Raw genomic sequence first — 14570 nt, 5'->3', positions numbered from 1 at the left:
ATGAAACAGAAGATCTTGACCGGCGACATGGCCTTCGCCGGCGGCTGGACTCTGCTCGGCCTGTACTGGGTCGTGGGTTCGCTCGACTTTCCCCTGTGGTCCGGCTTCGCGCCGGACTCAGGTTTTCTTCCCCTGGTCTACGGCGCGCTGCTCCTGCTGCTCTCCGGCGGAGTCATGATCTCGCTGCTTCTGGCGGACCCCGATGAGGAGGAGCGCGAGCCGCTCACCAAGTCCATGCTCGTGCTCGGCGCGCTGGTGGTCGTGGTCGCGAGCCTCGGCTTCATCGGGTTCCTGCTGCCGGTCTTCGCGATGATGATGTTCATCTATCTCTATGTGGAGCGGCTCCCGCTGCTGCGTTCCACCATCATTTCCGCATTGGTCACCGGCTGCCTGGCGCTGATCTTCGTGCACTGGCTTGCCGTGCCTCTTCCACTCACGCCGTGGGACTTCTGACATGGAATCGCTGATCGATCTCGGCGGCGGTTTCGCAACCGCTCTTACGCCTGCCAATCTGCTGATGTGCTTTGTCGGCGTGTTCCTGGGGCAACTGGTGGGCGTCCTGCCCGGCATCGGCCCTTCGGCAGCGATCGCGCTGCTGCTGCCGCTCACCTTCGGCGGGGACCCGACCGGCTCGCTCATCATGTTCGCCGGCATCTACTACGGCGCGCAATATGGCGGCACCATCACCTCGGTGCTCATCAGCGTGCCCGGGGAATCCTCGACGGTCATGACCAGCATCGATGGCTACCAGATGGCCATCAAGGGCCGTGCCGGCCCTGCCCTCGGGATCGCCGCCATCGGCTCGTTCATTGCCGGCACCATCGCCACGCTCGGCCTGACATTGGTCGCGCCGGCGCTGGCGGAAGCCGCGCTTGCCTTCGGGCCACCGGAATATTTCGCACTGGTGGTGCTCGGCCTCGTCGCCCTCGCGGCTGTAAGCGGTCGCTCGGTGCTGCGCGGCGTGGCGGCGGGCGTTGCGGGGCTTCTGCTCGCCACGATCGGCGTCGATCCGCAAAGCGGCGTGTCCCGTTTCGATTTCGGCATGATCTGGCTGCTGGACGGCATCGAGTTCATCGTGCTCACCGTCGCCCTGTTCGGTGTCGGCGAGGTGCTGGCGAGCTGTTCCTCCGCGACGGCGCGGCCGGTGGCGGAGGTGAAGAGCGCCCTGCCGACGCGCGAAGACTGGCGGCGCAGCCGGATGCCGATCCTGCGCGGCTCGTTCGTCGGCTTCCTGGTGGGTGTCCTGCCGGGCACGGGCGCGACCATTGCCAGCTTCATTGCCTATATCATGGAGAAGAAGCTCTCCCGCCACCCGGAGGAATTCGGCAAGGGCGCCATTGAGGGCGTCGCCGGGCCGGAAGCCTCCAACAACGCCGCCGCCGCCGGCGCGCTGGTCCCGATGTTCGCACTCGGCGTGCCCGGCTCGGGCACCACGGCGATCATCCTCGGCGCCCTGATCATGTTCGGGCTGCGCCCCGGCCCCGAGCTGTTCACCCAGAACTCGACTCTGGTCTGGGCGGTCATCGCCAGCATGTATATCGGCAACGTGCTGCTGCTGATCATGAACCTGCCGCTCGCCGGCCTGTTCGCCCGCCTGCTCAAGGTGCCCTACAAGTGGCTGTATCCGCCGATCCTCGCGATCTGTTTGGTCGGTGTGTTCTCGCAGGCCAACAGCCTTGAGGATTGCTGGCTGGTGGTGGGCTTCGGCGCGCTGGGCTGGGGCATGAAGCGGTTCGACTGGCCGGCGGCGCCCATGGTGCTCGGCCTCGTGCTCGGGCCGATTTTCGAAAGCTCGCTGCGCCAGTCGCTCACCATGTCGCATGGCACCGCCATCATCTTCTTCGACCGTCCGATCGCGGCGGCGCTGATGGTCGCGGCGGCGCTGTTCCTCGCCGTTCCGCTGATCGCCGGCATGCTGGCATCGCGGGCGCGCCACGCCAGCATGGGAGAACTGCCGTGAGAAACGATTTCCGCTCCCGCATCGGGATCGACCTCAACCGACGGATCGGGCTGGAGCCCGGTCTCGACTGGGCGATCGCGAACGGGGTCCATTATCTCGACATCTGCCTCGACCCGGACCCAGCGTTGCTGGACCCCTCCAATCCCCGGCTCGCCCGTGCCCGGGAGAAAATCGAGGCGGCCGGCATCACGCTCGGCCTGCACACGCTGTCGGCGGTCAATGTCTCCGAAAGCTCGCCGTTCCTGAGCGAGGCGACCGATGCCTATCTCACCGCCTATCTGCGCGCCGCCAAGGCGCTCGGCGCTGGTTGGGTGATCATGCATGGCGGCTATCATTTCACTGCCGACAAGCGCGAGCGCATGGAGATCGCCGTCGCCCGCCTCGCCCGCATGAGCGCGATCGCCGAGGACGAGGGCATGACCATCCTCTTGGAGAACATGAATCCCGAACCCGCTGGCGCCGAGGTGAAATATCTGGTCCACGACCCCGACGAGGCGGCGTTCTATTTCGACCGGCTGACCTCGCCGGCCCTGCGCTGGGCCTTCACGACCAATCATGCCCATATGTTGGACTGCGGCATTCGCGGCTTTCTCGACGTGCTCGATTTCAGCCGCTGCGGCGAGGTCCGGCTGGCCGACAATCGCGGCGAGATCGAAGAACACCTGTATCCGGGAACCGGAAACATGGACTTCGCCGATATCTTCCGCGAGTTGGAACGCCGCGGCTATCGCGGCCACTACATGCAGGATTATCTCGGCATCGAGGACATGCTGAAGGGCCGCGATATCCTCGCCAACATCGCGGAGCACGCGGTCGCCCAGCAGACGGCATGAGGGCGCCGCCGGCGCCGCCGGTGCTGTCCGATCTGGCACGATCGGCGGGCCGGACGCGGCTCTCCGGCCTGCGGAATCTCCGCAGGCCCATCTCCGTAAAATCCCCCTGCCGTCCCTCGGCGGCTGCGCCCGTCGCTGCCCGAGAGCCGACCAGACGGCCCCGCAGCCATTCAAAACGACCGCTCCAAAGTGTCTCCCGTGCAATCCGAACAACGGTTCGCGGATGCGTGCCGCATTGTGCTGGCTAGACGAAAGTCCCCAAAGGCTTTCAAAGCCGGCCTCCCCACGCGGGCCGGACACAGCGCTGCGTCGATCATCGGCGCAGGTCAGCCGTCAGTGGAGATCCCGAAATGTCCAATGATATCAACCGACAGCGGCGCAGTCTGCTTGGCGTGACCGCGCTCGGCCTGGCCACCTTGCCGCTCGGCACCCGTGTCGCGACCGCAGCCCAGACCGGAGCCGGTGAGAGCCACTCGGCCGCACCCAAGACCGAACCCACCGCGCGCACCGGCTTTTCAGCGCTGACGCATGTCCATGCCGGCGAGCTTGATGTCGTCTATGCCGAGGAAGGCCCCGCCGATGGCCGGCCGGTGCTGCTTCTGCATGGCTGGCCCTACGACATTCACGCCTATGTCGACGTCGCCCCGATCCTCGCCGCTGCCGGTTATCGTGTGCTCATCCCCTATCTGCGGGGCTATGGCGGCACGCGTTTTCTCGCGGATAACACGCCGCGCAACGGCCAGCAGGCGGCGCTGGCGGCCGATGCACTCGCCTTTCTGGACGCTCTCAACATCGACAAGGCGGTGCTCGGCGGCTTCGACTGGGGCGCGCGGACCGTCAACATCCTGGCCGCGCTGTGGCCCGAGCGCTGCGCGGGCATGGTGTCGGTGAGCGGCTATCTGATCGGCAGCCAGGAGGCCAACCGCAATCCGCTGCCGCCCAAGGCGGAGCTTGCCTGGTGGTACCAGTATTATTTCGCCACCGAGCGCGGCGAGGCCGGCTATCGTCAATATACCGCCGATTTCGCGCGGCTGATCTGGCAGCTCGCGTCGCCGAAATGGGCGTTCGACGATGCCACCTTCGCCCGCACCGCCGCGTCCTTCGAGAATCCCGACCATGTCGCCATCAGCATCGACAATTATCGCTGGCGGCTGGGCCTCTCCAAGGGCGAGGCGAAATATGACGGGCTGGAAAAACGGCTCGCGGCCTTCCCGACCATCGGCGTTCCCACCATAACCATGGAGGGCGACGCCAATGGCGCTCCGCATCCCGATCCGTCGGCCTATGCGAAGAAGTTCACCGGGAAATACGAGTTTCGGCTGATCACCGGTGGCATCGGCCACAATCTGCCGCAGGAGGCGCCGGAGGCGTTCGCCAAGGCAATCGTGGACGTCGGCCGCGCCTGAGCGCAGGTAGGAAACGCCTCCCCATAGAAGCCGGCGTCATCGCCGCCGTGACGCCGGCTCACGCTTCGCAATCATGCGGCGATGGCGTGTCGAGGGTTGCCTTGCGACGTCGCTCCGGCAGCGGAACTCATGACGACCCGGCGGCGTGAGCCGTGCGCGAGGTCTTCAGTGCCCGACCTGCTTGAGAGGTGCGCTGGGGCGCTTTGCCAGCCAGACGGCTGCGGCGAAGACGAGGATGAGCCCGGTTGCCATCGCGTAGAAATTATTGGTCGCCAGCATCACCGACTGGGCGTCGACCATCTTCGAGAACAGCGCCAGCCGGGACTCCAGCGGGACGCCCGGCGGGGCAGGAAGTGCCACGGCAGGGTCAATGATCGCCACCAGATTGGCGCGGCTCTCCTTGGTCGCGTTCTCCCAATAGGTCGAGGTCAGCGAGGCACCCACCGCCATCGCCATGACGCGGATGAAGTTCTGCAGGCCGGCGCCACCAGCGATCTTCTCCGGCGGAAGGTCGGACACCGCGAGCGATGTCAGCGTGACAAGGCAGGCCGGCACGCCGGCGCCGAGCACGAACATGGCCAGCGCGATCGACATGTAGTCCGCCTGCGCCGTGAATTGGGCGCGCATGTAGAATGAGAGGGCGAGCATGGTCATGCCGTAGGTGACGATGAGGCGCGGGTCGATCCGCGCCATCAGCCGGCCGACGAGCGGCGCCGTCAGCACAGCAAGAATGCCCATCGGCGCGGTGGCGAAGCCGGCCCAGGTCGCGGTGTAACCCATCATCTGCTGAAGCCAGAGCGGCGTCAGCACGATGTTGCCGAAGAACAGGCCGAACATCAGGCCGAGCGTGAGGGTCGACACCAGCCAGTTGCGCGAACCGAACACCGAGAGATCGAGCACCGGGTTGTCATCCGTCAGTTCCCAAATGACCAAAGTCACGAGGGCGACGAAAGCGGTGATCGCCATCCAGACGATGAACGAAGAGGAAAACCAGTCCAGCTCGCGCCCCTTGTCGATCATCGTCTGGAAGGCGCTGACGAACACGACGAGCAGGATCAGCCCCACGACGTCGATGGGCGCACGCTCGGTCGGCGTGTCGCGCGTGCGCATCAGCGCCCAGACGATCCCGCCGACGGCGGCCCCGAACACGATGTTGATGTAGAAGATCCAGCCCCAGTGATAATTGTCGGAGATATAGCCGCCGAGGATCGGCCCGAAGATCGGTGCGACCACAGTGGTCATGCCCCATATGGCAAGGCCGGTATTGGCCTTCTCCTTCGGAAAGATCGCCATCAGCAGCGTCGATGACAGGGGGATGAGCGGCCCGCCGGCAAATCCCTGCAGGATGCGGAACGCCACCAGCATGGCCAGGCTGCCGGACAGACCGCACAGAACCGAACAGACCACGAATGCGACCGCACAGCACAGGAACACCCGCACCTCGCCGAAGCGCCGGGAGAGCCAGCCGGTCAGCGGCACGGTGATCGCCTCTGCCACGGCATAAGCCGTGATGATCCAGGTGCCTTCGGTGGTCGACACGCCGAGATCGCCGGCGATGGTGGGCATGGCGACATTGGCGATGGTGGTGTCGAGCACGACCATGAAGTTGGCGAAGGCCAGCGCCCCCACCGACAGCACCAGCGCCGCCCCGGTCAGCGGCGGGTGAGGCCGCCCCGCCGGCTCGACGACGTCTGCGGACATATCAGTGCGGCTCCGAGAGGTCGATGGTCGCATGCATGGACAAGCCGACCCGCAAAGGGTGGGCGCGCAGCTCAGCGGGGTCGAGCTCGATCCGGACCGGCAGGCGCTGGACCACCTTGATCCAGTTGCCGGTCGCGTTCTGCGCCGGGATGGCGGCAAACGCCGCGCCGGTGCCACCCGCGAAGCCGCCAACGCGGCCGCGAAAGACAACATCCGATCCGTAGAGATCGGAGGTCAGCCGAACCGGCTGGCCCGGCCGGACGCGCGCCAGCTGCACTTCCTTGAAATTGGCGTCGACGTGCATGTCCTGCAAAGGCACGACCACCATGATGGGCGCGCCGGCCTGCACGCGCTGGCCCACCGCGATGCGGCGCTGATCGACGATACCGTCCACCGGCGCACGGATGATGGCGCGGTCGAGGTCGAGCAGGGCCTGATCGAGTTGCGCCCTGGCGGCGGCGACCTCGGGGTTGGTTTCCACCGTAGCGTCTTCCAACAGCGCCTGATTGGCACGGCGCGCCCCGGCAGCGGCCTGCTGCGCCGCCTGCGACACGGCGATGCGCGCCTGCGCCTGTGCGACAGCGGCGCGGGCTTGCCGGACACTGGTATGGGCATCATCCAACCGCTGCGTCGGCGCCCAGCCATGGATGGAGAGCTTCTGCGCCCGGTCTTCGTCGAGCAGCGCCTTGTCGAGATCGGCCTGTGCGCGGGCGAGGTCGGCGCGGGCCGTTGCTTCCTCCGCCGCGCGCACCTGCTCCTGACCTTCGAGGCTGGCGTCGTTGGCCTCCAGCTGCCAGACCCGGCGCCGGGCCTTGCCGAGCGCGGCTTCCGCCTGGCTTACGGCGAGGCGAAGATCGGCATCGTCGAGTTCCACGAGGACGTCGCCCGCCGCGACACGCTGGCTCTCGACCACCCGCACGCGTTTCACGGGCGCGCTTACCAGCGGCGTCACCTGCGCCAGCTCCACATTGGTGTAGGCATTCTCGGTGCTCTCGATGTCGCCGGCGAACAGGTTCGCCCACAGCCACCACGACGCCGCCGCAAGCGCGAGGAAGGTTGCGAACAGTAGCAGCAGACGCCGCCGCCGCTGGCGATTGCCGGGCTTCCTTTCACCGGTAGGCACGGCGGCCGTTTCGGCAACCGGCGCCGCCTCGGGCAGCTTCACGTCGAGGGGCGGCTTGAGCTCCGGCGCTTCGGACGCGCAGGCTCCGGGCGCATGGTCATGCCCCGGGCTTTCATGCGCGTCGCGGACCGGTATCGAGTAGAGCACCGTTTTCATCTCCGAATCCAGTACGGGCACCAGTGCCCGGATGCCCGACCAAGACCCGACCCGCCCCGCATAGTGCGAGGCGCCGAGTATTCCGGGGGCCTTGATCGGGGCAATCGGCGGTCAGTAGTCCCAGAAGGCCGGCACCCAGCGGAAAGCGTCGCCATCGACCGCCACCCGGCCGACGGACGGGAACGGCAGATGCGTCGCCACCAGTTGCTCGCCGGTCGCCGCCAGTTCGGTCAGAAGACGTACCCGGACGCGGGCCGCTTCCTTCGGGTCGTGCTCGAAACCGTTGTGCCAGTCAGGGTGCTCGAACCCGACCGTGAACACGGCATCACCGGCGAAGGTCAGACGCTCGCCGCCGGAGGACATGCGCACGACACTGTGCCCCGGCGTGTGGCCACCCGTACGACGAACGATGACGCCCGGCGCCACCTCGTGCTCCTCGTCGAACAGCCGGAGCTGGCTGCGGTAGGTCTCGGCGAAACGCTTTGCCGTCGCCCGAAGCGCATCCGGGAAGCCAGGGGGCATGTCGGCATAGGTAAAGTCGGGCGCCTCCCAAAACGTGACCTCGGCCGCCGCCACGTGGATCCGCAGGTCCGGCCGCATGCGCTCCTTCACGCCGTCGACGAGCAGTCCGCCGATATGGTCCATGTGCATGTGGGTCAGCACGACGTCGGTCACCGAGCCGAGATCGATACCGGCAGCCTCCAGACGCATGATCAGCTGGCCGGCGCGGGGCAGGTTCAGATTCGGGTCGAGGCCGAGGCCGGCGTCGATGAGAATGGTCTGCCCGCCGCTCTTCACCACCACCACGTTGAGCGACCAGTCGAACGCGTCGGGCGGCAGGAACATGTCGTTCAGCCAGGCCGCCCGGACATTCGGATCGGCGTTGTGCCCGAGCATCTTGGTCGGCAGTGGCAGCACCCCGTCGCTGATCACCAATACGTCGATGTCGCCGACCTGAACCGCGTAGCGCGACGGCACCAGCTCGCTGGGGGCTCTGTCAGGATGAGAAGTAATGTTGACGCTCATGTCTATCTCCTTCGCGCCGCCTTGAACACGGCATCGACGACGCTACGTCGAGGCGCGGCGGTCCTCGACTATTCGCGGGGATAGGGTGAGCGGCCGAATGGTACAGGCCCTGTTATTCCAGTCGCGAGGCGCCCGAAATCTAGGTTTCTCTAGCCTGGAATCGACCCACTCGCGGGACCAGACATGGCCCGGCGCAACGGGATGTCATTGCCAGGGTATTCGGCGAAACCGGTCGACGATGAAGTCGATGAAAAGCCGCGCCCGTCGGGCGAGATGCCGACGGTGGGCATAGACGATGCGCACATCCATCGCTTCCGCCCGGAGCGCGGGCAGAACTTCCACGATCTCTCCGGACAGCAGTTCACCGTGGACGAGAAATTCCGGCAGGAGAGCGATGGCCTCGGCACGCAGAACGGCGGCCTTCAAGCCGAGCCCGTTGGCGCACATCGTCGTGCATGGCGTCTCGATCGCGTGGCGCACGCCATCGGCCGCCTCCAGCGTCCAAGCATTGGCGGTGTCGGAGAACAGGTAGCCGGCACGAGGCAAGCCCCGAATGTGTTCGACGCTGCCGATCTCGCCCTTGGCGGCCAGCAGACCCGGCGCCGCGCATACCAGCATGCGGGTCGTTGCCACGCGGCGCGACACCAGAGTTTCAGCACCGGCGCGGGAGATGCGCAGCGCCAGGTCGAAGCTCTCATCCGCCATTTCGATGACCCGATCGCTGTAATGGAGATCGAGTTCTATGGCCGGATGGTTCTCGGCAAACTCCACCAGTAGCGGGTTCAGCCAGGCAATGCCGAAGGTCAGCGGCGCGTTGACCCTCAACCGGCCGCGCGCGGTCTTGCCATCGCTCGCAAGTCCGTTTTCCAGATCGGCGACCTCATCGAGGATCGTACGGACACGCGCATATAGTTCGCGGCCGCTGTCGGTGAGTTCCATCCGGCGCGAGGTGCGCTCCAGCAGCCGGGTGCCAAGCACCTGCTCCAACTGCTGCATGTGGCGGCTGACATTGGCCGGCGAGATGGCGAGCTCCGCCGCCGCACGGTTGAAGCCACCACAGGCGACGATGGTTGCGAAGACTTCATAGGAGCGCAGCCTGTCCATGCGCTATCATTGCAGAATATGAAACACTCAGCCAGATTTTGGACAATTGAGTAAACGATGCCGCCGCCGCACATGCGGATGACCATTCATGGAGGTCATCATGGCAATGTTTGAAGGCAGGGTCGCCATCGTCACGGGCGGCGGCGCGGGGATAGGTCACGCCACAGCGCGGCGTTTCGCGGACATGGGCGCACACGTCCTCATCACCGGCCGGCGACCCGAGTCCCTCGCGGCGGCGGCTGGCGCGCATCCGTTAATTGAGGGGTTCGTTGCCGATGCCGGCAGCGCCCAGGCGGCCGACGCCACGGTGGCGGAGGCTCTGCGTCGCTGGGGGCGTCTCGATATTCTCGTGAACAATGCCGGCGCCGGTCAGCCCGCCCCGCTCGACCAGATGACGACGGAACATCTCGACGCGACCTTCCGAATCAATGTGTTCGGGCCGGCGCTGCTCGCCCGAGCCTGCCTGCCGTCCCTGCGCGAGACCCGGGGCTCTATCGTCAACCTGTCGAGCACGCTTGGTCGCAAGCCGGTAGCGGGCTTCTCGGCCTACGGCGCCAGCAAGTCCGCGCTCGAACAGATGACGCGCGCCTGGGCGCTCGAACTCGCGCCGGCGGGCGTGCGCGTCAACGCGGTGGCGTCGGGCCCGGTGGAGTCGGACTTCCTGCGCGAACGCATGGGTTTTTCCGAGGAGGAGATCGCAGCGATCAAGACCAGCGAAGCGGCGATGATTCCGCTCGCTCGCCGAGGCGTCCCGGAGGATGTCGCCCGCTGGGTCGTGGCCCTCGCCGATCCGGAGGCAGACTGGGTGACGGGACAGGTGCTGGGCATCGATGGAGGCTTCAGCCTCTAGAAGGACCGCGACGCAACCCGACGGCTGGCCGCGAAGGCCAGCCGAAGGCGGCAGGCAACCGATGGGTTTCCATAGGATGCGCCGGCGCCCGCGTAAGATTAGGGTGCCACCAGGCCGCCCGAGCCGCGGCCGGACCGCGACGCTGAACGCCCACGGGCTCGACGCGCCGCGGCCCGCGCAGGAGGAGATGTCATGGCCATTTCGCGACCCGTTTGTCTTGCGCTGGCTCTGCTCGCCTGCATCGCCGGGACGGTCGCGGCCTGGCGCATTTACGCGCCCCTGGGACTGGCGCCGATCGCCGCCGTGCTGTTCCTGCGGGTCGGCGCCGGATGGCTGCTTCCGTTGCTCGGCTTGGCGACGGCAGGCCTAGCGGTGTCGGTGCTGGTGGCGAGCGAGGCGCTGCTGCCGAATGAGGACGCGACCTATGTCGGGTTCTTCGCGCTCATACTCGCGCTGGGAGGCGCCCTCACTGCCCACAGGACCTTCGGGACGGCGAAGGCCGGATCGGGAATGGTGGGCCGCGCGCCGACACCAGAGGTGACGCCGGACGCGTCCTTTACCGCGCATCCCCTTCACCCCGATGATCGAATGGCGGCGGCATTGGCCGCGGCGCGGGCGTTCTGGACCGGCGTGCCGCAGGTCATGCGCTATCGGCGGCTCCAGCCAGACGGTAGCTATCTCTGGGTTCGCACCCGGTCGATCGCATCCCATGGCTCGGCTGTCGAGATCGACGAGTTGGAGACCACGCGGGAGGAGCCGACCACATCCGACACGGTCATTGCCTCGCCGGTGGCGGACGCGGTGCACGCCGCGCGGACTGTCGAAGATCTGTTCGGCAATGGATGGGCCTTCGATTCGGCGGGACGCTGGACCTACCTGCCGCTCTTCGCGCAGACCACGCTCGGCCTGACGCCCGACGACCTCAATGCCGCGCTTGAGGACGGCGACATCAGTTGGAAGCGCCTGCTCCATCCCGATGAATATGAGGCGGTCGCCGCAAAGTGGCGCCACAGCCTGGCGACCGGCGCGCCCTTCCATGCCGAGTTCCGCATCCGGCGCGGAAACGGCGTCTATGCGTGGGCCAAGACGGCGGCCAAGCCCCTCCTCGACGCCCACGGAAATATCTCTGGCTGGTTCGGCACCTCGATAGACATCGACCTGCCGAAGAAGACCGAGGCGGCACTGCGCGCCAAGGAACTCCAGCTGCGCCAGTTGATCGAAGCCGTACCAACGATGATCTGGAGTACGACGGCCTCGGGAACGCCGACCTATGCCAACAAGCGCTTCGTCGAGATGACCGGTGCGTCCCTCGCCGACATCACCGCGCCGGATGGCTCCGCTTCGCTAATTGTCATTCACCCGGACGACCGGAAGGAGGCGCGAGAGCTGTTCCGCACCTCGATGGAGCTCGGCACTCCCTACATTGCCACCTATCGTCAACTGCGAGCCGATGGCGACTATCGCTGGACCCAGACCCGCGCAGAACCATTGCGGGACGACACCGGTACCATTCTCCAGTGGTACGGAGTCAGCATCGATATTCACGAACGGGTCGTCGCCGAGATGAGCCTGCGCGAAAGCGAGCACGCGCATCGACAGCTGGTCGAGACGCTGCCGGCGCTGATCTACTGTGCCACGCCCGAGGGAGCGCCGACCTACCGCAGCGAGAAGCTTCGCAACTATCTCGGCTTCGGGCTCATCGACAAGGAGGATCCCGAGCGGAAGCGGCTGAAAGATACACTCGATGCCATCATCCACCCCGACGATCTCGCAGCGGTAAAAGAGTGCTACGGGCATTCGCTCTCGACCGGTGAACCGTATCACATGAAACACCGGCTGCGACGCTTTGATGGGGTTTACCGCTGGGTGGAGACCCGCGCGGCAGCAATGCGCAACGCCGAAGGAAGGATCGTGCAGTGGAACGGGATCTGCCTCGAAATCGAGGACCAGGTGCGGGCGCAGGAAGAACTGCGGCTGGCGCAGGATGATCTCGCCAAGGCAAGCCAGGCGGCCAGCCTCGCGGAGCTTTCCGCCTCGATCGCGCATGAGGTGAACCAGCCGCTTGCCGCCATCGTCGCCAATTCGCATACCTGCCTGCGCTGGCTGCGCGCCGAACCGCCCAACTATCCGCGCGCGATGATCACCGCCGAGCGCATCATCCGCGATTCCAATGCCGCGGCCGATGTCGTCAGCCGCATCCGCGCCCTGTTCAAGCAGTCCGTGCAGCCGAAGATGTCGACCGCGCTTCCCAGCGTGATCGACGAGGCTCGCCGATTGCTGGCGGAAGAGGCGTCCCGGCTGCGCATCCGCCTGCATGTCGACATTGAGGACAGCCTTCCACGCGTCGTCTTCGACCGCGTCCAGCTTCAGCAGGTGCTCATCAACCTGATCCGCAACGGGATGGAGGCAATGGAGGCCGTCGAGGGCGACAAGGTGGTGGGGGTCCGCGTCTACCGTGCCGGGGACGATGTGCAGGTCCGGGTGAGCGATCTCGGCGCCGGCGTCGCCTTCCCCGACCGGATCTTCGAGCCGTTCTTCACCACCAAGGGGAGCGGCATGGGCATGGGACTGGCCATCTGCCGCTCCATTATCGAGAGCCATGGCGGGCGCCTCTGGATCGAAAACAACGAACCGCGGGGAGCGATATTTGTCTTCACCCTTCCGGTTGAAGCGGACGTAGCGGCATGACGGCGGAAAACAACGTGGTCTTCGTCGTCGATGACGACGCCCGCATTCGCGAGGCACTGCTCGACATGCTGGAATCCTATGGCATCCGGGCGATCACCTTCGGCTCCGCCGGGGAATATGCCCGTGCGGTTAAGCCTGAGACGACCGCGTGCCTCGTCCTCGACGTGGAACTGCCGGATATAAACGGGCTCGACTTCCAGACCCAGATCGCCAATGCCGGGCATCCGCCGATCGTCTTCATCACCGGCCACGGCAGCATCCCCGCCTCCGTCCGCGCGATCCGGCATGGTGCGGTCGATTTCCTGACCAAGCCGTTCAGCGACGCCGATCTCATGACGGCGATCCGCACCGCTCTCGCGCGCGACCGCCAGGAACGTTCGGCCCGCAGCGAACTCAGCGCGCTCCGGCGGCGCCTCGACGAGCTTACGCCGCGCGAGCGCGACGTGTTGCCTCTGGTCGTCAGCGGCTTCCTGAACAAGCAGGCCGCGGCCGAGCTCGGAATCAGCGAGGTGACGCTGCAACTGCATCGGCGCAACGTGATGCTGAAGATGGGGGCGGCATCGCTCGCCGACCTCGTCCGGATGGCGGAGAAGCTGGAGATCCCCCTCTCCCGGTCGCCCCGGGCGGGAGGGCACTGAACATGGGCGAGACGCGCCCCCTGGCAGCCATCGTGGACGATGATCCCCGACTGATCGAATCCTTGCAGGACCTGCTGGAATCGGCCGGGTATCGCACGATCAATTTCCGCTCGGCGGAGGCGCTGCTCGGCAGCGGCCTGGCGACCGTCGACGTGCTGATTACCGACATTGGCTTGCCGGGCGCAGACGGCTTTGCCCTGCGGGACGCGGTGAAGAGGCAACACCCGGAGCTTCCGGTGATCCTCATCAGCGGCCGTTATGAGTTCGCCGATGACAAACGTGCGCAGGTCACCGGCGATTTCTTTCGCAAGCCGTTCAACGCGCAGGACCTGCTCTCGGCCATTGGGAATGCCGTACACAGTCGAAAAACGGGAGGGTGAGCATGATCGTCAACCGGCCGCTCATGCGGCAGTCCACGCTGTCGCCTCTTCAGGACGAGAGCGACGCATCGCGCCCGATCGTCATCATCGTCGACGACGATGCGGCCATCAGGGAAGCACTCTGCGATCTGATCCTGTCCGCCGGACTGGAACCGATCGCCTTCGCGTCCACCAATGCATTTCTGGAGACCGATCTGCCGGATCGCCCCGGATGCCTGATATTGGATGTACGGATGCCCGGGGCCAGCGGCCTCGATCTTCAGCACCACCTGTCGCAGAGCGGAACCTCGAAGCCAGTGGTCTTCCTCACCGGCCATGGCGATATTCCCATGACGGTTCAGGCGATGAAGGCCGGCGCCGTGGATTTTCTCACCAAGCCGGTAAGGGACCAGACATTGCTTGATGCCGTAACCGCCGGCATCGCCCTCGATTGCGCCCGGCGGGCGGAAGCCGTTCTGGCGAGGCGCAGCATGGAGCGCTACGCGACGTTGACCCCGCGCGAGCGGGAAATCTTGCACAAGGTGATGCGCGGGCGTCTGAACAAGCAGATCGCCTTCGATCTGGGGATCAGCGAGGTCACCGTGAAGCTGCATCGCGGCAACGGCATGCGCAAAATGGAGGCCGCCTCTCTCGGCCAGTTGGTGCGAGCCTGGCAATCGCTGCCCAAGGAAATGCGCGAGTCAGGTACGCCCTGACCCGCACATC

Annotated in this window: 13 protein-coding genes and 1 pseudogene; 10 read left to right on the top strand and 4 right to left on the bottom strand. The window is 66.1% G+C overall.

The window, feature by feature from the left end:
- The 4 genes from MKI84_RS02540 (at position 1) to MKI84_RS02525 (ending at position 4199) form a co-directional block, all read left to right on the top strand.
- A complete protein-coding gene (locus MKI84_RS02540) occupies positions 1 to 453 on the top strand; it encodes a tripartite tricarboxylate transporter TctB family protein (protein WP_241616370.1) in 453 nt (150 codons plus the stop codon).
- Between the two features lies 1 nt (position 454).
- The gene (locus tag MKI84_RS02535; protein ID WP_241616369.1) at positions 455 to 1960 is read left to right on the top strand and encodes a tripartite tricarboxylate transporter permease; all 1506 of its coding nucleotides are present in this window, start codon (positions 455 to 457) and stop codon (positions 1958 to 1960) included.
- The gene (locus tag MKI84_RS02530) at positions 1957 to 2793 is read left to right on the top strand and encodes a sugar phosphate isomerase/epimerase family protein (protein ID WP_241616368.1); all 837 of its coding nucleotides are present in this window, start codon (positions 1957 to 1959) and stop codon (positions 2791 to 2793) included. Before MKI84_RS02535 ends, MKI84_RS02530 begins: the two co-directional genes overlap by 4 nt.
- Before the next feature lie 350 nt (positions 2794 to 3143).
- Positions 3144 to 4199 (top strand): alpha/beta fold hydrolase, encoded by a 1056-nt coding sequence (locus tag MKI84_RS02525; RefSeq protein WP_241616367.1) that lies wholly within the window; start codon positions 3144 to 3146, stop codon positions 4197 to 4199.
- Positions 4200 to 4364: 165 nt separating this feature from the next.
- Here the strand turns inward: MKI84_RS02525 and MKI84_RS02520 are convergent, their stop codons facing one another.
- From MKI84_RS02520 to MKI84_RS02505, 4 genes are all read right to left on the bottom strand, one after another.
- Positions 4365 to 5900: a DHA2 family efflux MFS transporter permease subunit gene (locus tag MKI84_RS02520; protein WP_241616366.1), complete on the bottom strand. Its 1536-nt coding sequence runs from the start codon at positions 5898 to 5900 to the stop codon at positions 4365 to 4367.
- A 1-nt stretch (position 5901) separates the two neighbouring features.
- Positions 5902 to 7179, bottom strand: a complete 1278-nt coding sequence (locus MKI84_RS02515; RefSeq protein ID WP_241616365.1) for an HlyD family secretion protein — start codon at positions 7177 to 7179, stop codon at positions 5902 to 5904.
- A gap of 111 nt (positions 7180 to 7290) precedes the next feature.
- On the bottom strand, positions 7291 to 8205 hold the full coding sequence (locus tag MKI84_RS02510; RefSeq protein ID WP_241616364.1) for an MBL fold metallo-hydrolase: 915 nt from the start codon (positions 8203 to 8205) through the stop codon (positions 7291 to 7293).
- Between the two features lie 204 nt (positions 8206 to 8409).
- On the bottom strand, positions 8410 to 9309 hold the full coding sequence (locus tag MKI84_RS02505) for a LysR family transcriptional regulator (protein WP_241616363.1): 900 nt from the start codon (positions 9307 to 9309) through the stop codon (positions 8410 to 8412).
- A gap of 88 nt (positions 9310 to 9397) precedes the next feature.
- Between MKI84_RS02505 and MKI84_RS02500 the strand changes: the two genes are divergently transcribed.
- The 6 genes and pseudogenes from MKI84_RS02500 to MKI84_RS02480 all read left to right on the top strand — a co-directional run bounded on the left by MKI84_RS02500 (position 9398) and on the right by MKI84_RS02480 (position 14560).
- Complete coding sequence (locus MKI84_RS02500; RefSeq protein WP_241616362.1) at positions 9398 to 10159, top strand: SDR family NAD(P)-dependent oxidoreductase; 762 nt, start codon at positions 9398 to 9400, stop codon at positions 10157 to 10159.
- A 192-nt stretch (positions 10160 to 10351) separates the two neighbouring features.
- A pseudogene (locus MKI84_RS20790) lies at positions 10352 to 11332 on the top strand (PAS domain-containing protein); the annotation flags it as partial.
- A complete protein-coding gene (locus MKI84_RS20785; RefSeq protein WP_425353788.1) occupies positions 11306 to 12847 on the top strand; it encodes a PAS domain-containing sensor histidine kinase in 1542 nt (513 codons plus the stop codon). The pseudogene MKI84_RS20790 and the gene MKI84_RS20785, both read left to right, overlap by 27 nt.
- Entirely contained in the window at positions 12844 to 13485 is a 642-nt protein-coding gene (locus MKI84_RS02490; protein WP_241616360.1) for a response regulator transcription factor, read from the top strand. Before MKI84_RS20785 ends, MKI84_RS02490 begins: the two co-directional genes overlap by 4 nt.
- A gap of 2 nt (positions 13486 to 13487) precedes the next feature.
- Entirely contained in the window at positions 13488 to 13865 is a 378-nt protein-coding gene (locus MKI84_RS02485; RefSeq protein ID WP_241616359.1) for a response regulator, read from the top strand.
- A gap of 2 nt (positions 13866 to 13867) precedes the next feature.
- Entirely contained in the window at positions 13868 to 14560 is a 693-nt protein-coding gene (locus MKI84_RS02480) for a response regulator transcription factor (protein ID WP_241616358.1), read from the top strand.
- Positions 14561 to 14570 lie beyond the last annotated feature (10 nt).

This window comes from Ancylobacter gelatini, from assembly GCF_022601675.1.
GTDB lineage: Bacteria > Pseudomonadota > Alphaproteobacteria > Rhizobiales > Xanthobacteraceae > Ancylobacter > Ancylobacter gelatini.
The sequence above is the reverse complement of the archived record's forward strand: the minus strand, read 5'-3'. Positions and strand labels throughout refer to the sequence as shown.